At 70.5% G+C, this 16,553-nt stretch carries 17 protein-coding genes; 5 read left to right on the top strand and 12 right to left on the bottom strand.

The genetic code is table 11. The annotated features are described in order from the left end of the window. Positions 1-67: 67 nt before the first annotated feature. The gene (locus tag QE401_RS12535; RefSeq protein WP_307138529.1) at positions 68-448 is read right to left on the bottom strand and encodes a glyoxalase superfamily protein; all 381 of its coding nucleotides are present in this window, start codon (positions 446-448) and stop codon (positions 68-70) included. A gap of 193 nt (positions 449-641) precedes the next feature. Between QE401_RS12535 and QE401_RS12530 the strand changes: the two genes are divergently transcribed. The 4 genes from QE401_RS12530 to QE401_RS12515 all read left to right on the top strand — a co-directional run bounded on the left by QE401_RS12530 (position 642) and on the right by QE401_RS12515 (position 4,074). Further along, entirely contained in the window at positions 642-1,841 is a 1,200-nt protein-coding gene (locus QE401_RS12530; protein WP_307138528.1) for a pyridoxal phosphate-dependent aminotransferase, read from the top strand. Next, positions 1,838-2,917, top strand: coding sequence for a GNAT family N-acetyltransferase (locus QE401_RS12525; RefSeq protein ID WP_307138527.1), 1,080 nt, complete (start codon positions 1,838-1,840; stop codon positions 2,915-2,917). The genes QE401_RS12530 and QE401_RS12525 overlap by 4 nt, the downstream gene beginning before the upstream one ends. Beyond that, a complete protein-coding gene (locus QE401_RS12520; protein ID WP_307138526.1) occupies positions 2,914-3,414 on the top strand; it encodes a DinB family protein in 501 nt (166 codons plus the stop codon). Before QE401_RS12525 ends, QE401_RS12520 begins: the two co-directional genes overlap by 4 nt. An 84-nt stretch (positions 3,415-3,498) precedes the next feature. Continuing rightward, positions 3,499-4,074, top strand: a complete 576-nt coding sequence (locus tag QE401_RS12515) for a type 1 glutamine amidotransferase domain-containing protein (protein ID WP_307138525.1) — start codon at positions 3,499-3,501, stop codon at positions 4,072-4,074. 136 nt (positions 4,075-4,210) lie between these two features. Here the strand turns inward: QE401_RS12515 and QE401_RS12510 are convergent, their stop codons facing one another. The 6 genes from QE401_RS12510 to trxB form a co-directional block, all read right to left on the bottom strand. Then, on the bottom strand, positions 4,211-5,095 hold the full coding sequence (locus QE401_RS12510; RefSeq protein ID WP_307138524.1) for an alpha/beta fold hydrolase: 885 nt from the start codon (positions 5,093-5,095) through the stop codon (positions 4,211-4,213). A gap of 26 nt (positions 5,096-5,121) precedes the next feature. Beyond that, positions 5,122-5,448, bottom strand: a complete 327-nt coding sequence (locus tag QE401_RS12505; protein ID WP_307138523.1) for a multidrug DMT transporter permease — start codon at positions 5,446-5,448, stop codon at positions 5,122-5,124. Positions 5,449-5,518: 70 nt separating this feature from the next. Beyond that, on the bottom strand, positions 5,519-6,268 hold the full coding sequence (gene fhuF, locus QE401_RS12500) for a siderophore-iron reductase FhuF (RefSeq protein ID WP_307138522.1): 750 nt from the start codon (positions 6,266-6,268) through the stop codon (positions 5,519-5,521). Between the two features lie 183 nt (positions 6,269-6,451). Beyond that, complete coding sequence (locus QE401_RS12495; protein ID WP_307138521.1) at positions 6,452-6,868, bottom strand: hypothetical protein; 417 nt, start codon at positions 6,866-6,868, stop codon at positions 6,452-6,454. A 500-nt stretch (positions 6,869-7,368) separates the two neighbouring features. Continuing rightward, complete coding sequence (locus QE401_RS12490) at positions 7,369-8,262, bottom strand: LysR family transcriptional regulator (RefSeq protein ID WP_307138520.1); 894 nt, start codon at positions 8,260-8,262, stop codon at positions 7,369-7,371. A 4-nt stretch (positions 8,263-8,266) separates the two neighbouring features. Then, positions 8,267-9,241 carry a thioredoxin-disulfide reductase gene (gene trxB / locus QE401_RS12485; RefSeq protein ID WP_307138519.1) on the bottom strand — a complete coding sequence of 325 codons (975 nt, stop codon included), beginning with the start codon at positions 9,239-9,241 and terminating at the stop codon, positions 8,267-8,269. 139 nt (positions 9,242-9,380) lie between these two features. On the opposite strand from trxB, the gene QE401_RS12480 reads away from it, so the two are divergent. Further along, a complete protein-coding gene (locus QE401_RS12480) occupies positions 9,381-9,860 on the top strand; it encodes an Lrp/AsnC family transcriptional regulator (RefSeq protein WP_307138518.1) in 480 nt (159 codons plus the stop codon). A 79-nt stretch (positions 9,861-9,939) separates the two neighbouring features. On the opposite strand, the gene QE401_RS12475 is transcribed toward QE401_RS12480, so the two are convergent. From QE401_RS12475 to QE401_RS12455, 5 genes are all read right to left on the bottom strand, one after another. Continuing rightward, on the bottom strand, positions 9,940-11,196 hold the full coding sequence (locus QE401_RS12475) for a threonine ammonia-lyase (protein ID WP_307138517.1): 1,257 nt from the start codon (positions 11,194-11,196) through the stop codon (positions 9,940-9,942). A 1-nt stretch (position 11,197) separates the two neighbouring features. Next, positions 11,198-11,671: a transcription elongation factor GreA gene (greA, locus tag QE401_RS12470; RefSeq protein WP_307138516.1), complete on the bottom strand. Its 474-nt coding sequence runs from the start codon at positions 11,669-11,671 to the stop codon at positions 11,198-11,200. 134 nt (positions 11,672-11,805) lie between these two features. Further along, entirely contained in the window at positions 11,806-15,051 is a 3,246-nt protein-coding gene (carB, locus tag QE401_RS12465) for a carbamoyl-phosphate synthase large subunit (protein ID WP_307138515.1), read from the bottom strand. An 84-nt stretch (positions 15,052-15,135) separates the two neighbouring features. Further along, positions 15,136-15,789 (bottom strand): LysE family translocator, encoded by a 654-nt coding sequence (locus tag QE401_RS12460; RefSeq protein WP_307138514.1) that lies wholly within the window; start codon positions 15,787-15,789, stop codon positions 15,136-15,138. A gap of 8 nt (positions 15,790-15,797) precedes the next feature. Next, the gene (locus QE401_RS12455) at positions 15,798-16,550 is read right to left on the bottom strand and encodes an SDR family NAD(P)-dependent oxidoreductase (RefSeq protein WP_307138513.1); all 753 of its coding nucleotides are present in this window, start codon (positions 16,548-16,550) and stop codon (positions 15,798-15,800) included. Positions 16,551-16,553: the final 3 nt, after the last annotated feature.

Here is a 16,553-nt window from a genome sequence, read left to right as displayed (position 1 = left end):
GCCTGCCCTTCTGGTAGCGGAGCAGGGCCGGGCAGGGGGCATGACGATGGGTTGAGGCGGCCGCGCCTCAGCCGCCGGCGGGCGGCTCGCAGAAGCGCAGATGGTTGCCGAAGGGATCCCCCACCGTGACCATGCGGCCCCAGGGCAGGCTTTCCAGCCCGGGCCGGGCGAAACGGTATCGCTTGCCGATCAGCTCCTGGTGGAAGGCCTCGATGCCCTGCATGCGGATGAACACCGTGGCGCCGGGGCAGGCATCGCCATGATGCTCCGACAGGTGCAGCAGCAGCGCGCCGCGGCTGATCTGGCAGTAGAGCGGCAGATCGGGCTCGAAGCGGTGTTCCCAATCCAGGGCGAAGCCCAGGAAATCCAGATAGAATTCGCGTGCCTTCGCGGCGTCGAAGCTGCGCAGCACGGGGATGGTGGCCTGGAAGAGGGGGGCGGTGCTCATGCGCCGCATCCTGACAGTCGGCGCGGCGCAGGGAAGGGCGGCCGCGGCGAAGCTTGCGGAACAAGCGCGTGTGCATGCCGTCTCTCGGCGCAAGCGGGGCGGTTCTGCGCCTTGTGTGGGCCTGGCGGCCTTGGCGCGGCCGGCACAGGCTTCTAGGCTGCCTTGCCTGTTTCTCCCGGAGAAGACCCCGCTCATGCCCGCCCTTGCCGGTCGCCTGAAAGACATCGCCGTTTCCGCTTCCGTCATCATGGGCACCCGCGCCCGTGAGCTGGCCGCCGAGGGCAAGAAGGTCATCAGCCTCGCCTCCGGCGAGCCGGATTTCGCCACGCCTTCCCACGCGATCGAGGCGGCGCACCAGGCGGCGCTGTCGGGCGACACCAAATATCCGCCGACCGACGGCACCCGCGCGCTGAAGCTCGCCGTGCAGAAGAAGTTCAAGCGCGACAACAATCTCGACTACGCGCTGGACGAGATCCTGGTGGCCAATGGCGGCAAGCAGATCATCATGGACGCGCTGCTGGCCAGCTGCGACCCGGGCGACGAGGTGCTGATCCCCGCCCCCTTCTGGGTCAGCTACGCCGACATGGCGAAGCTCGCCACCGCGACGCCCACCTATGTGAACTGCCCGCAGAACAACGGCTTCAAGCTGCGGCCCGAGGATCTGGACGCCGCCATCACGCCGAAGACCAAGTGGCTGTTCCTGAACTTCCCGAACAACCCGACCGGCGCCGCCTGCTCGCGCGCCGAGATGCAGGCCATCGCCACGGTGATGCTGAAGCATCCGCATGTCTGGATCCTGACGGACGACATGTATGAGCACCTGGTCTATGACGGCGAATTCTGCACCATCGCCGAGGTGGAGCCGCGGCTGAAGGACCGGGTGCTGACGGTCAATGGCGCCTCCAAGACCTATGCCATGACCGGCTGGCGCGTCGGCTTCGCCGGCGGCCCGAAATCGCTGATCAAGGCGATGACCAACATGCAGGGCCAGCTGACCAGCGGCATCAGCACGATCAGCCAGGCCGCCGCCGTCGCCGCCCTGGAAGGCCCGCAGGAGCTGATCGCCGAGCGCGCCGCGATCTATCGCGAGCGGCGCGACATGGTGGTGGCCATGCTGGCCGAGGCGCCGGGCGTCAGCTGCCACAAGCCGGAAGGCGCCTTCTACGTCTATCCGAATATCGCCGGCTGCATCGGCAAGACCAGCAAGGGCGGCAAGCGGATCGAGAACGACACCGATTTCGCGCTCGCCCTGCTGGAGGAGAAGCTGGTGGCGACGGTGCAGGGCACGGCCTATGGCATGAGCCCCTATATCCGCATCTCCTACGCCACCGACACGGAAAGCCTGCGCGAGGCCTGCGCCCGCATCCAGGAGTTCTGCCGGGAGCTGGCGTGAGCGCGGCGAGCCACTCCCCCCCGCCCTTCGCCATCCGCGAGGGGCGCGACACCGATGCGGCGGATTTCATCCGCCTCATCGGTGACGCCTGGGGCGAGTATCCGAACTGCGTGCTCGACGTCGATGGCGAGGTGCCGGAGCTGCGCGCCCTGCAGAGCTATTTCGCCGAGGCCGGCGGCGCGCTCTGGGCGGCCGAGGCGCCGGATGGCCGCGTCGTCGGCATGGTGGCGACGCGCCCGCTCGGCTCCGACCGGGCGTGGGAAATCTGCAAGATGTATGTCGAGAAGGCGCAGCGCGGCAGCGGCCTCGCCCACGCCCTGCTCGGCGGCGCCGAGGCGCATGCGCGCGAGGCCGGCGCGCAGCGCATCGTGCTGTGGACCGACACGCGCTTCGAGGCGGCGCACCGTTTCTACGAGAAGCGCGGCTATGTCCGCTCGGGCTCGATCCGCATCCTCGACGACATCTCGAAATCGCTGGAGTTCCGCTACGCCAAGCCGCTGCTCGGCCTGGCGGTGGAGGCGCTGGACGCCGCCGCGGCGGCCAGCGCCGAGCGCAGCCTGGCCGAGATGCTGGTGGCCTGCGTCGCCGATGGCGCGGCGACCGGCCATCTGCCGCCGCTCCCGCTCGAGACCTCGCGCCAGTTCTGGCGCCGGGTGTCGGGCGATGTGGCGCTGGGCCACCGGCTGCTGCTGGTCGCCTGGCAGGAGGGGCGGGTCGCCGGCACGGTGCAGCTGAACCTCGCCATGCCGCAGGACCAGCCGCACCGCGCCGTGCTGGAGCAGCTGCTGGTGCATCCGGGCTTCCGACGCCAGGGCATCGGCCGCGCGCTGATGCAGCGGGCGGAGCAGGCGGCGCGCGGCATCGGCCGTTCGCTGCTGACGCTCGACATCCGCGCCGGCGCCGCGGCCGAGGCGCTGTGCCGCAGCCAGGGCTGGGTGGAGGCGGGGCGCATCCCCGGCTTCTCCCGCGACGCCGCCGGGCAAGCTCACCGACCAGCTGCTGCTGTATCGCAGCCTGTGAGAGGGGTGGCGGCGGCGCTTGCCCGCCGCCGCGCCCGCGCTAGGCTGGGCGCATGATCAGCCCGGCCTGGTGCCGCATGATGGCGGCCTATAACAGCGAGATGAACCGCCGCTTCTACGCCGCGGCCGCGACGCTGGACGAGGCGGCGCGGCAGCAGCCGCGCGGCGCCTTCTTCGGCTCCCTGCATGGCACGCTGTGCCACCTGCTCTGGGCGGATGCGACCTGGATGGCACGGCTGGATGGCGGCGCGCCGCCCGCCGCGAGCCTGGCCGACAGCCCGCTTCTGCATGCCGATTTCGCCCCCATGCCGGCGGCGCGCGCCGCGCTGGATGCGCGGATCGAGGCCTGGGCGGAGGGGCTGGACGAGGCGGCTCTGCAGAGCGACCTCACTTGGCACAGCCAGGCGGCCGGCCGCAGCATCCACCGCCCCATGGCCCTGGTGGTGACGCATTTCTTCAACCACCAGACGCATCATCGCGGCCAGGCGCATGCGCTGCTGACCGCCGCCGGCGCCAGCACCGGGGATACCGACCTGCCTCTCGTGCTGGCCTGACCCGCGAAAGCCGGGCAGGGCGCGCGGGGAACCGCCCCTGCCGCCCCGCGTTGTTCCTGACGAGACAACGCAGGGAGAACAAGCATGACCGAGATCACGAAGGCCCGCATCCTGATCCTGGCGACCGATGGTTTCGAGCAGTCGGAGCTGGTGGTGCCGCTGCAGGATCTGCGCCAGGCCGGCGCCAGGGTCGAGGTGGCGGCGCCCGAGAAGACGCGCCAGCCCGGCCAGATCACCGGCTGGGACAAGACCGATTGGGGCCAGGCCGTGCCGGTGGACCGCAAGCTGGCCGAGGTGAAGGCGGAGGATTACGACGCGCTGGTGCTGCCGGGCGGAGTCATCAACCCGGACAATCTGCGCGTCGAGCCGCAGGCGATCGCGCTGGTGCGCGACTTCGCCGCCAAGGGCAAGGTGGTGGCGGCGATCTGCCACGGGCCCTGGCTGCTGGTGGAGGCCGGCCTCGCCAAGGGCCGCAAGATGACCTCCTACAACTCGATCCGCACCGATGTGCAGAATGCCGGCGCCACCTGGCTGGACCAGGAGGTGGTGACCGACCAGGGCATCGTCACCAGCCGCTCGCCGGACGACCTGAAGGCCTTCGTCGCCAAGATCGTTGAGGAGGTGAAGGAAGGCTCGCACGGCGCCCGCCGCGCCGCCTGATGCCCGGCGCCAGCGGCGCCGGGCCCCGACAGAAAGAAGAAGGGGGTCCGGGGGAATTCATTCCCCCGGATTCTTTTTTCGGGCTGCCGCTGCCTGGCTGGGGCGGGGTCGCGATACGGCCGCGTCCTTCCGGTTTCTAAGAGTCGAGGAAGTCGTCCAGGGCTGCCAGCACCTCCTCGGGCGCTTCCTCGGCCAGGTAATGGCCGCTGTTCACCGCATGGCCCTTGGCCGGCTGCTCGGCATAGGCCGACCAGATCGCCAGCGGATCATACCATTTGCCGATGCTGCCCCTGGCGCCCCACAGCGCCAGCAGCGGGCAGCGGATCTTCTCGCCCGCCGCGCGGCTGGCGCGGTCATGCTCCAGGTCGATGCCTGTGGCGGCGCGGTAATCCTCGCAGATCGAGGTCACGGTGCCCGGCAGCTTCAGCGCCGCCAGGTAGTCCGCCCGCGCCTCGGGGTGGAAGAAGCCGCGATCCTTGGGCTCGCGCGAGGTCTGCAGGTCGAACCAGTCCTCGACGTCGCGCAGGATCATGCGCTCGGGCAGATCGTGCTTCTGGGCCAGGAAGAACCAGTGGTAGTAGCCGAGCGCGAAGCTCATATCGGTGCGCTCGAAATGCTCGATGGTCGGCACGATGTCGAGCACGGCGAGCTTCTGCACCGCCTGCGGGAAATCCAGCGCCAGGCGGTGCGCCACGCGGGCGCCGCGGTCATGCGCCACCAGCTGGAAGCGCTCATGCCCGAGCTGGCGCATCAGCCCGGCCAGATCGGCCGCCATGGCGCGCTTGGAATGCGCGGCGCTGCGCTCGCTGACGCCGGGCTTGCCGGAGAAGCCATAGCCGCGCAGGTCGGGGCAGACCACGCTGTAGCGCCGCGCCAGCACCGGGGCGACACGGTGCCACATCAGATGCGTCTGCGGGTTGCCGTGCAGCAGCAGCAGGGGCGGGCCCTCGCCGCCGCGGCGCAGGCGCAGGCTCTGGCCGTCCACGCTGCGTTCCTCCAGCGTGAATCCTTCGAACACCATGCTGTCGTTTCCTCCGTTCGGAGGCGTCAGACCAGCACGGTATAGACGCCGAGCGCCACCCCCGCCGCGCACATCACCATGGACAGGCCGGGCCAGATGGATTTCGGCCCGCGCATGGCCAGCAGCACGTTGAAGGCCAGCGACAGCACGAAGGCGATGCCGAGATTGAGCAGCGGCAAATTGTAGAGGCCCCAGACCAGCAGGCCGATCCACAGATAGAAGGCCAGCTTGGCCAGCAGCTTCCAGGCGGTGTCGGAGGCTTCCGAGGCCGGGCGCAGCTCCGGCACGTTGGAGCGGCTATGGATGAAGGCGCCGCCGGAGAGCAGGATCAGGGCAGGCAGGTAGGTTTCCATGGGCTCAGCCGGTAGCCCGGCGCCGGGATGTTGCCAAGCCGGAAAGCGGCGGCGCGGCCGGCCGCCAGGCTCAGTGGGCGCAGCCCTTGCGGTCCTTGCCCAGCAGCAGCGGGCAGTAGGAGCATTCCGAGCGGTCCGGCAGGCGGTAGAGCAGGCAGCACACCTTGCGCCAGCGCTTGCCGTCGGTGCTGCCCTCCAGCGGCTTCATCGGCTCATGCATCGGGTTGGCGCTGCCATCGGGCAGGTGGGTGGCGGCGACGATGGCCTGGCCGCATTCCGCCGCGCCGGGCGGGGCGTCGGGGGCGGCGGCCGTCTCGCGCACGATCCAGGCGAAGTAGCTTGCGGCATTGGCCCAGAGCACGCGTTGCGCCAGCTTCGCCTCGGCCGCCCAATGGGCGATCAGCGGCGCCAGATGGCCCTGCAGCAGCGGGGCGAAGCGCTCGAAGGGATCCTGCGGCGCGGCGCATTCCTCGCCCGCATGCGGCAGGGCGATGGCGGCGGGCAGCCCGTCCGGCTTCAGCAGCACCGAGGCGCCGGCCGGCGCCAGCGGCAGGCGGCGATGCGCCAGCATCAGCGTCAGCGCCACCGGCGGGATAAGGGTGAAGAAGTAGTAGCGGCTCCACAGCGAGAGCAGGGCGCGGCGGTCCTGGTCCGGCTTCTCGCGCAGCAGCGGCGCCAGGATGCGGTCCACGGCGCCGGGCGCCAGCAGGTCGGAGAGGGCCAGGCTGGGGCCGCGCGTGCCGGCGGGCACCAGCCCGGTGCCGGCGCTGGCCAGCCTGCCCTGCAGGAAGTCGAAGGGCACCGGCGGCAGGCGCAGCACGGGAAGGCGGGCGAAGACCCGGCGCTGCCGGCCGCGCGGCCGCGCCTCGGCCGGCCCGGGCGGCGGCGGCGCTGCGATAGGACGCGGCCATGGACATGGGGGCAGGGGCTCCGCCGGTGGTCTGGCGGAGCTACCTCAAATGAGAATGCATCGCAATAGCTGCACGCGGCGGCGCGCCCGGGGTCAGCCCGGCAGGATGCGGCGGCGGGCGCGGCGCAGCAGCCAGCCCTGCAGCCCGGGCGCCTTGTCCAGCGCGTCGTTCAGCGCCTTCAGCGCCGCCTCGGCGCGGGAGCGGGCCAGCGCCGCCTCCACCGCCTGGCCGCGCGCCACCTGGCGCTCCTCCTCCAGGCTGGCCAGGCGGCGGGCGACCACAGCGCCGCCCTCGCCGCCCTGCTTCGCCAGCAGCTCGGCCAGCAGGGCGCGCGCCTCGTCGCGCTCGCGCTTCAGCCGGTCCAGCTCGACCCGCAGGGCGGAGACGCCGGCCTCGGAGGCGGTCTCGGCGGGGGCGGGGCGGGACGCGGCGGGGGCCAGCCGGGCGGTGGCGGCGGGGCCGGGCTGGCGGCGGGGCTTCTGGGGCGGGCGGCTGCGGCCTCGGGCCATGGTGTCGTCTCCCTGGCGGTGATGCCCGCCCGGCGGGGCTGGCGGGCGGGGCGAGCGCCGAATGCGCAGCCCGGGCCGGGGGCGCGGGCGCTTCTGTCGGGTCGTGGGCGGCCCGCTTTCCGGCCGGGCCGCCCGCAGCGATCACGCTCTAGCCGCAAGGGGCGGGGGCCGGAAGCGCCGGCCATCACGGCGCCGCTCACAGCGGCGCGAGGGCGTGCCGGGAAAAACCACCGATTTTGCAACGGCTTGGCGGTAAGCCCCGGGGCATGGCCAAAAAAAAGGCCGCCAGCCCGAGGGCAGCGGCCAAGTCATACAGGGAGGCTTCACGTCTGGGAGACGAAGGGTCAGAGACCCTTTCCGACCTAGTCGCCGGATACCGGAAACCTAATGCGCGGGCCGCTATGCGCGTAGGGCGAATAACGCCGCTCCGCCATGCAGATTACGCATGATTAAGTTTCCGGGTCTGCCGCGTTACCCCTCTCTGGCTCGGGCGTGGCCGTTCAGGTGTTGGTCGCCGCCAGTTCGGACACCAGGAAGTCGCGGAACACGCCGACCCGCTTCGAGTGCCGCATCTCCTCCGGATAGACGAAATAGGCGTCGATGCGCGGCGATTTCAGGTCGGTCAGCACCGGGATCAGGTCGCGCAGATCGTCGCTCATGTAGTCCGGCAGCGCCGCCAGGCCGAGGCCGGAACGCACCGCATGCAGCATGGCCGGCAGCGAGTTCACCTCGACCGCCGCGCGGCGCGGGCTGCCGGGGCGGCGGCCGGCCTCCAGCAGCCAGTTGATGCTCTCCACCGGCGGGCGGTAGTCGCCATAGACGATCAGCCGGTGGGCATCGAGATCCTCGGCCCGCTGCGGGATGCCGGAGCCCTTCAGGTATTCGGGCGAGCCCACGATCTTCCAGCCGAAGGTCGCCACATGGCGCTGGATCAGGTCCGGCTGCTTCGGCGGGTGCATGCGGATGGCGACATCCGCCTCGCGCATGGCGAGGTCAAGATCGGCATCGTCCAGCAGCAGCGTCACCGTGACGTCGCTGTGCAGCCCCATGAATTTGCGCAGGCGCGGCGCCAGCCAGGCGGTGCCGAAGCCGGTGGTGGTGGTCACCTTCAGCCGGCCCGCCGCGCGCTCGCGGCTCTCGGTCAGCAGCGCCTCGGTCATGGCCAGCTTGGCGAAGACCTCCCGCACCGTGCGGTTCAGCGTCTCGCCCTGCTCGGTCAGGATCAGGCCGCGCGCATGGCGGTGGAACAGCGGCACCGCCAGCGCCTCCTCCAGCGCCTGGATCTGGCGCGAGACGGCGGATTGGCTGAGGTTCAGCGATTCGCCGGCATGCGTGAAGCTGCCGGCCTCGGCGACCGCGTGGAAGACACGCAGCTTGTCCCAGTCGAGCGGCATCGCCTCAGGCCGCCTGTTCGTGCTGCGGCAGGGTCAGGCCGTCGAGGAAGCGCTCCGCCTCCAGCGCCGCCATGCAACCGGTGCCGGCCGCCGTCACCGCCTGGCGGTAGATGCGGTCCTGCACGTCGCCGGCGGCGAAGACGCCCTCCCGGCTGGTGCGCGTCGAATCGGGTGCGGTCACCAGATAGCCCTCCCCATCCATCTCCAGCTGTCCCTTGAACAGGCTCGTGGCCGGGGCATGGCCGATGGCGACGAAGACGCCATCCACCGCCAGCTCCCGCGTCTCGTGGCTGATCCGGTCGCGCAGCGCCAGGCCGCGCGCCACGGGGGCGCGGCCGCTGCTGTCGGCGAGCACGGAGTCGGTCAGGGTGTTCCACAGGATCTCGACATTCGGCTTGGCGAACAGCCGCTGCTGCAGGATGCGCTCGGCCTTCAGCGAGTCGCGCCGGTGGATCAGGGTCACCTTGGCGGCCAGGTTGGAGAGGTAGAGCGCCTCCTCCACCGCCGAATTGCCGCCGCCGATCACCGCCACATGCTTGCCGCGGTAGAAGAAGCCGTCGCAGGTGGCGCAGGCGGAGACGCCGAAGCCGGACAGCTCCTTCTCGCCCGGGATGCCGAGCCATTTGGCCTGGGCTCCGGTGGCGATCACCACCGCCTCGGCCTCATAGGTGTCGCCGGAATCGCCGGTGGCGCGGAACGGCCGCTGGCCGAGATCGATCGCGGTGATCAGGTCGTACTGGATGCGGGCGCCGACATGCTCGGCCTGCTCGCGCATCTGCTCCATCAGCCAGGGGCCCTGCACCGGCTGGGCGAAGCCGGGGAAGTTCTCGACATCGGTGGTGATGGTCAGCTGCCCGCCCGGCTGCATGCCGGCCACGATCAGGGGTGACAGGCCGGCACGCGCGGCATAGATCGCCGCCGTATACCCGGCAGGGCCGGCGCCGAGGATCAACAGACGGGTGCGGTGCAGTTCGGGCAAGGCTCAGGTCCTGAAAACGCGGGGCTGGGAAGGATATCGGGAAGAACGGCGTTTCCCGCAAGCCGATGCCTTGAACAGAGGGGCTCCTGCAAGGATATTGCGCCTAGAACGCCGCACGAGCAACGAAACGGTTCTCAGAATGCCCGATACGACCGACAATCTGGATGCGGTGGACCGCCAGATCCTGGCCGAGCTGCAGGAGGACGGGCGGATGACCAATGTGGAGCTGGCGCGGCGCGTCGAGCTCTCGGCGCCGCCCTGCCTGCGCCGCGTCCGCCGGCTGGAGGAGGCGGGCATCATCCGCGGCTACCACGCCGATATCGACCCGGTGGCGCTGGGCTGGCAGATCACCTTCTTCGCGCTGGTGGGGCTGGAGAGCCAGAAGCACGCCATCCTCTCCGCCTTCGAGCAGGATGTGACCTCCTGGCCGGAGGTGCGGGAATGCCACATGATCCGCGGCGGCGGCGATTTCCTGCTGCGGCTGGTGGCGCGCGACACGGCGCATGAGAATGCGCTGACCAACCGGCTGACCTCGGCGCCGAATGTCGGCCGCGTCACCACGCTGCAGACCATCCACACCGCCAAGGAACTGCCCGGCGTGCCGCTCGGCGCGCGCTGAGGCGCCGGGACTCGGCGCCGCCGGGCAGGGGCAGGAGGCGAGGGACGGGCGGGCCGCGCTGCGGCGCCGCCCGCGCAGGTCAGACGCGGCGGACCATGTAGTCCGCCGCCTGCAGCGCCGCGATGATGGCGCTGCCCTGCTGGGAGTCGCGCACCTCGATCATCAGCTCCAGCTCGGTCGACTGCACCGTCGGTGCGCCGAAGAGCTGCTGGTGCTTCACCTCGATCACATTGCCGCCGGCATCCGAGATGCGCTTCGAGATGTCGGAAAGCACGCCGGGCCGGTCGGGAATGTCGAAATGCAGCCGCAGGATGCGGCCATCGCGCAGCAGCTGGCGCAGCAGCACGTTGGACAGCGCCCGCGCATCGATATTGCCGCCGCAGACCGGGGTGCCGACGCGCCGTCCGGCGAAGCGGTCCGGATGCGTCAGCAGCGCCGCGACACCGGCGGCGCCGGCGCCCTCGGCCACCAGCTTGGCGCCCTCGGCCAGCAGGGCGACGCCCTGCTCCACGGCGCGCTCCGGCACCACCAGCACCTCGATGCCGAGGCGTTGCAGCAGCGCATAGGGGCGCTCGCCGACATCGCGCACCGCGATGCCCTCGGCAATCGTCGGGCCGCCCACGGCGACCGGCTGGCCGGCCAGGCGCTGCGCCATGGCCGGATAGCCCTCGACCTCGACGCCATAGACCTTGAGGGCCGGGTTCAGCTCCAGCGCCGCGGCGGCGCAGCCGGCGAGCAGGCCGCCGCCGCCCACCGGGAAGACCAGAGTGTCGAGCCCCGGCGCATCCTCGATCATCTCGATCGCCATGGTGCCCTGGCCGGCCATCACCCCGGGATCGTCATAGGGGTGGATGAAGGTCAGGCCCTCGCGCAGCGCCAGCGCATGGGCATGCGCCGCGGCCTCCGCCAGCGTCTCGCCATGCAGCACCACATGCGCGCCCCAGCTTTCCGTGCGCACCACCTTGGTGGCCGGGGTGAAGCGCGGCATGACGATGGTGGCGCGGATGCCGAGCAGGCTGGCATGGCGCGCCACCGCCTGGGCGTGGTTGCCGGCCGACATGGCGATGACGCCCGTCGCCTTCTCCCGCGCCGAGAGCAGGGCGAGGCGATTGGCCGCGCCGCGCTCCTTGAAGGCGCCGGTGGCCTGCAGGTTGTCGAGCTTCAGCCAGACCTCGCAGCCGGCGACGCGGCCGATGGCCGGCGCCGGCACGGTCGGCGTGCGCAGCACCGCGCCCTGGATGCGGGCGGCGGCTTCGCGCACATCGGCGAGGCTGATGGTGGCGGGCGCCGGCAGATCGGCTGCCAGGGCGCTGCCGGTCAGGCCGGGCGCCGCCATGTCAGTTGAAACGCACCTTGGCGATCTCATAGGCGCGGGCGCCGCCGGGCGCCGGCACCTCGACCGAGTCGCCGAGCTTCTTGCCGAGCAGCGCCTTGGCCAGCGGCGAGGAGATGGAGATCGAGCCGAGCTTGGTGTCGGCCTCATGCGCACCGACGATGCGGTAGGTCTTCTCCTCCTCGCTCTCCTCGTCGATGATCGTGACGAAGGCGCCGAAGCGCACCTGGTCGCCGGAGAGCTTGGAGGTGTCGATCACCTCGACCGAGGGGATGATGCCCTCGAGCTCGGCGATGCGGCCCTCGATGAAGGACTGGCGCTCGCGCGCCGCGTGGTACTCGGCGTTCTCGGAGAGGTCGCCATGGGCACGCGCCTCGGCGATGGCGCGGATCACGGCCGGGCGCTCCTCCGCCTTCAGTTGCCGCAATTCGTCCTCAAGCCGGGCGAGACCTTCGGCGGTCATCGGGAACTTCTGCACGGCAGTCCCTTCCTTCATACGCGGCAAAGCCGCCGGGCGCAGCGTCCGGCGGCATGGCGGCGCCGGGCGATCCGGCGCCGATGGGGGAAACAAGGAGCGGGCGGGAAGGGGGGTGTCCCCATCCCGCCCCGCCCTCAGAACGAAGGGGGAAAGTAGGCCTGGAGCGGCGCAACATCAAGGGTTCCGGCCTTCAGGGCGGCGATGGCGTGCACCGCCGCGCGGGCGCCGGCCATGGTGGTGTAGTGCGGCACCCCCTGGGTCAGCGCGCCGCGCCGGATGTCGAAGCTGTCGGCGACGGCCTGGCCGGTGCCGGTGGTGTTGATCACCAGCTGGATCTCGCCATTGCGGATGGCGTCCACGCAATGCGGCCGCCCCTCCATCACCTTGTTGACGACGGAGACGGTGAGCCCCGCCTCGCGCAGCACGGACGCCGTGCCGCGCGTCGCCATCACCTGGAAGCCGATCTCGGCCAGGCGGCGGGCGAGGAAGACGGTCGCCTTCTTGTCGCTGTCCTTGACCGAGATGAAGGCGGTGCCGGCCAGCGGCAGCTTCACCCCGGCGCCGAGCTGGCTCTTGGCGAAGGCGCGCTCGAAGGAGGCGTCGAGGCCCATCACCTCGCCGGTCGACTTCATCTCGGGGCCGAGGATGACATCGACATTGGGGAAGCGGTTGAACGGGAAGACCGCTTCCTTGACGGCGACATGGCGGCTGACCGCCTCGTCATCCAGCTTGAACTCGGAGAGCTTCGCGCCGGCCATGACCCGGGCGCCGATCTTGGCCACCGGCACGCCGGTCGCCTTGGCGACGAAGGGAACGGTGCGCGAGGCGCGCGGGTTCACCTCGAGCACGAAGATCTCGCCATCCTTCACGGCGTATTGCACGTTCATCAGGCCGCGCACCTTGAGCGCGCGCGCCATCGCCTCGGTCTCCGCCTTCAGCTCGGTGATCACCGAGGGGGCGAGGGAGTAGGGCGGCAGGGAGCAGGCGCTGTCGCCGGAATGGATGCCGGCCTCCTCGATATGCTCCATGACGCCGGCGACATAGACTTGGCCGTCCTCATCGGCGATGCAGTCCACATCGACCTCGATCGCGTCCTGCAGATACTGGTCGATCAGGATCGGGTTCTCGCCCGAGACCTTCACCGCCTCCTGGCCGAAGCGCAGCAGCTGCTCGCGATTATAGGCGATCTCCATGGCGCGGCCGCCCAGCACATAGGAGGGGCGCACCACCACCGGGTAGCCGATGCGCTCGGCCTCGGCCACCGCCTCCTCCAGCGTGCGCACGATGCCGTTCTGCGGCTGCTGCAGGCCGAGGCCCTTCAGCAATTGCTGGAAGCGCTCGCGATCCTCGGCGATGTCGATCGCCTCCGCCGAGGTGCCGAGGATCGGGATGCCGGCCTTGTGCAGCGCCTGGGACAGCTTCAGCGGCGTCTGCCCGCCATACTGCACGATGCAGCCCAGCACCTCGCCCTTCTCCTGCTCCTTGCGGATCAGCGAGATGACATCCTCGCCCGAGAGCGGCTCGAAATACAGCCGGTCGGAGGTGTCGTAATCGGTCGAGACCGTCTCCGGGTTGCAATTGACCATGATGGTCTCGAAGCCGGCCTCGCGCAGCGCATAGGCGGCATGGACGCAGCAATAGTCGAACTCGATGCCCTGGCCGATGCGGTTCGGCCCGCCGCCCAGGATGACGATCTTCTTCCGGTCGGTCGGGCGCGACTCACATTCGGGGGTGCCGAAGCCGCCCTCGTAAGTGGAATACATGTAGGGCGTATCAGACGAAAACTCGGCGGCGCAGGTGTCGATGCGCTTGTAGACCGGCAGCACGCCGAGCTTCAGGCGCTGCTGCAGCACCGCCGCCTCGCTCTGCCCGGTCAGCACCGAGAGGCGCTTGTCGGAGAAGCCCATCGCCTTGATGCGGCGCAGCCCGGTCGCGTCCTGCGGCAGGCCGCCCTCGCGGATCGCCGCCTCGGCGCGCACGATCTTCTCGACCTCGCGGATGAACCAGGGCTCGAAGCGGCAGGCCTCGTGAATCTCGTCCACGGTGAGGCCGGCGCGCAGCGCCTGCGCCACCACCAGCAGCCGGTCCGGCTTCGGCGTGGCGAGTGCGGCGATATGCGCCTCCTTCGAGCCGTCGCCGGGCTGCGGGATCTCGTCCAGGCCGGACAGCCCCGTCTCCAGGCTGCGCAGGCCCTTCTGCAGCGCCTCGTTGAAGGAGCGGCCGATCGCCATCGCCTCGCCCACCGACTTCATCGAGGTGGTCAGCGTCGCCGGCGTGCCGGGGAATTTCTCGAAGGTGAAGCGGGGGATCTTGATGACGACATAGTCGATCGTCGGCTCGAAGGCGGCCGGCGTGACCATGGTGATGTCGTTCTTCAGCTCGTCCAGCGTGTAACCGACGGCGAGCTTGGCGGCGATCTTGGCGATCGGGAAGCCGGTCGCCTTCGAGGCCAGCGCCGAGGAGCGCGAGACGCGCGGGTTCATCTCGATGACGACCATGCGGCCATCGGCGGGGTTGATGCCGAACTGCACGTTGGAGCCGCCGGTGTCGACGCCGATCTCGCGCAGGCAGGCGATGGAGGCATCGCGCATGCGCTGATATTCCTTGTCGGTCAGCGTCAGCGCCGGGGCGACGGTCACCGAATCACCGGTATGCACGCCCATCGGGTCCACATTCTCGATGGAGCAGACGATGATGCAATTGTCCGCGCTGTCGCGGACCACTTCCATCTCGTACTCCTTCCAGCCGAGCACGCTCTCCTCGATCAGCACCTCGCTGGTCATGGAGGCGGCGAGGCCGGCGGAGACGATCTGCTCGAATTCCTCGCGGTTGTAGGCGATGCCGCCGCCGGTGCCGCCGAGGGTGAAGGAGGGGCGGATGACGCAGGGCAGCTTGACCAGCTCGAGCCCGGCGCGCGCCTCCTCCATGGTGTGGGCGATGGCGCTGCGCGGGCTCTCGATGCCGATCTTGGTCATGGCATCGCGGAACTTCAGCCGGTCCTCGGCCTTGTCGATGACCTCGGCCTTGGCGCCGATCAGCTCGCAGCCATATTTTTGCAGCACACCGGCTTCGGCAAGTTTGAGAGAAGTATTCAGCGCGGTCTGCCCGCCCATGGTCGGCAGCAGCGCATCCGGGCGCTCCTTGGCGATGATCTTCTCGACCATCTCGACCGTGATCGGCTCGATATAGGTCGCATCCGCCAGACCCGGATCGGTCATGATCGTGGCCGGGTTGGAGTTCACCAGGATGACGCGGTAGCCCTCGGCGCGCAGCGCCTTGCAGGCCTGGGCGCCGGAATAGTCGAACTCGCAGGCCTGGCCGATGACGATCGGGCCGGCGCCGATGATCAGGATGGATTTGATGTCGGTGCGCTTCGGCATGTCAGGTCGCTCATTCGGTTGGGCGGGCCGGGGTGTGAGGCCGGCCGGCGGGCCGCGAAGGAAATCGGTTCGGAGAAGGAAGGCTCAGGGGCGAGGGGGCAGCGTCATCGCCGGCTCTGCAGGGCCAGGCTGACCGCCAGCCCTCCCAGCGCGCCGCCCATGATCCAGCGTTGCAGCGCCGCCCACCGCGGGCGGCGGAAGAAGAAGCGGGCGACGCTGCCGGCACCCAGCACCAGCAGCGCATCCGCCAGCGTCGCGACCGTGATCTGCACCCAGGCCCAGCGTCACGCCCTGCCAGAACAGCGAGCCCAGGGCCGGGTCCATGAAGGGCGGCATGACGGCGACGTAGAAGATCGCCACCTTGGGGTTCAGCAGGGCGGTGGCCATGCCGACGGCGAACAGCTTGCCGTCGCGCTCCGCCGGCAGCGGCCGCGGGGCGAAGAGCGGCTGGCCACCGGGGCGGATGCTCTGCCAAGCGAGCCAGAGCAGATAGGCCGCACCGCCCAGCCGCAGCACGTCATAGGCATAGGGGATGGCGAGCAGGGCGGCGGTGACGCCCGCCGCCGCGCCCAGCATGATCAGCAGGCTGCCCGCCTGGCACCCGGCCAGCGACACCAGCCCCGCGCGCGGCCCCTGCGCCACGGAGCGCGAGACCAGATAGAGCATGTTCGGCCCCGGCGTCACCGCCAGGCCGAGCGCGAGCAGGGAGAAGGTCAGCAGGGTGGCGGTGGGCAGCATGGGCAGGCTCAGCCGTGCACCGACATGCCGCCATCCACCGGGATGGCGGTGCCGGTGACGAAGGTCGCCGCATCGCTGGCCAGGAAGGCGGCGATGCCGGCGAAATCGGCGGGCTGCCCCCAGCGCTTCTGCGGCGTGCGGGCCAGCACGTTGTCGTTCAGCGTCGGGATGTCGCGCTTGGCGCCGGCGGTCAGGTCGGTCTCGATCCAGCCGGGCAGGATGGCGTTGGCGGTGATGCCATCCGGCCCCCAGGCCACCGCCAGATTGCGCACATACTGCACGATGGCGCCCTTGCTGGCGCCATAGGCGGGGGAGAGCGGCAGGCCGAAGATCGACATCATCGAGCCGATGCAGATCACCCGGCCCCGGCCGCTCGCCTTCAGCGCCGGATAGGCGGCGCGGGTCAGGCGCATGACGCTGGTCAGGTTGGTGTCCATCACCGTCGCCCATTCGGCGTCGGTCACGTCCTGCGGCAGGCGGCGGATATTGGTGCCGGCATTGTTGACCAGGATGTCGAGCTGCCCGCCGGTGCGCTCCAGCACCTGCGCCAGGGCGGCGGCGGGGGCCTCGGCCGGCGTCAGGTCGGCGGCGATGGCAAACGCCTCACCGCCCAGCGCCGCCACGGCCGCCGCGTTCTTCTCGGCATTGCGGCCGACCACGGCGATGCGCGCGCCGCAGGCGGCCAGGCCACGGGCCATGCCGAGGCCGATGCCGCCATTGCCGCCGGTGACGAGCGCGACGCGCCCGGTCAGGTCGAACATCCC

Source organism: Pseudoroseomonas cervicalis, assembly GCF_030818485.1.
Taxonomy (GTDB): Bacteria; Pseudomonadota; Alphaproteobacteria; order Acetobacterales; family Acetobacteraceae; genus Pseudoroseomonas; species Pseudoroseomonas cervicalis_A.
Note: the sequence above shows the minus strand (reverse complement) of the source record. Positions and strands in the feature narration are given on the sequence as shown.

Bases quoted from the DNA above. Each gene is read 5' to 3' on its own strand.
- QE401_RS12535 (WP_307138529.1), bottom strand. From the start codon at position 448: ATGAGCACCGCCCCCCTCTTCCAGGCCACCATCCCCGTGCTGCGCAGC.
- QE401_RS12455 (WP_307138513.1), bottom strand. From the start codon at position 16,550: ATGTTCGACCTGACCGGGCGCGTCGCGCTCGTCACCGGCGGCAATGGC.
- QE401_RS12510 (WP_307138524.1), bottom strand. From the start codon at position 5,095: ATGGTGTTCGAAGGATTCACGCTGGAGGAACGCAGCGTGGACGGCCAG.
- QE401_RS12475 (WP_307138517.1), bottom strand. From the start codon at position 11,196: ATGGCGGCGCCCGGCCTGACCGGCAGCGCCCTGGCAGCCGATCTGCCG.
- QE401_RS12480 (WP_307138518.1), top strand. From the start codon at position 9,381: ATGCCCGATACGACCGACAATCTGGATGCGGTGGACCGCCAGATCCTG.
- QE401_RS12460 (WP_307138514.1), bottom strand. From the start codon at position 15,789: ATGCTGCCCACCGCCACCCTGCTGACCTTCTCCCTGCTCGCGCTCGGC.
- QE401_RS12490 (WP_307138520.1), bottom strand. From the start codon at position 8,262: ATGCCGCTCGACTGGGACAAGCTGCGTGTCTTCCACGCGGTCGCCGAG.
- QE401_RS12520 (WP_307138526.1), top strand. From the start codon at position 2,914: ATGATCAGCCCGGCCTGGTGCCGCATGATGGCGGCCTATAACAGCGAG.
- QE401_RS12530 (WP_307138528.1), top strand. From the start codon at position 642: ATGCCCGCCCTTGCCGGTCGCCTGAAAGACATCGCCGTTTCCGCTTCC.
- QE401_RS12515 (WP_307138525.1), top strand. From the start codon at position 3,499: ATGACCGAGATCACGAAGGCCCGCATCCTGATCCTGGCGACCGATGGT.
- QE401_RS12505 (WP_307138523.1), bottom strand. From the start codon at position 5,448: ATGGAAACCTACCTGCCTGCCCTGATCCTGCTCTCCGGCGGCGCCTTC.
- carB (WP_307138515.1), bottom strand. From the start codon at position 15,051: ATGCCGAAGCGCACCGACATCAAATCCATCCTGATCATCGGCGCCGGC.
- QE401_RS12495 (WP_307138521.1), bottom strand. From the start codon at position 6,868: ATGGCCCGAGGCCGCAGCCGCCCGCCCCAGAAGCCCCGCCGCCAGCCC.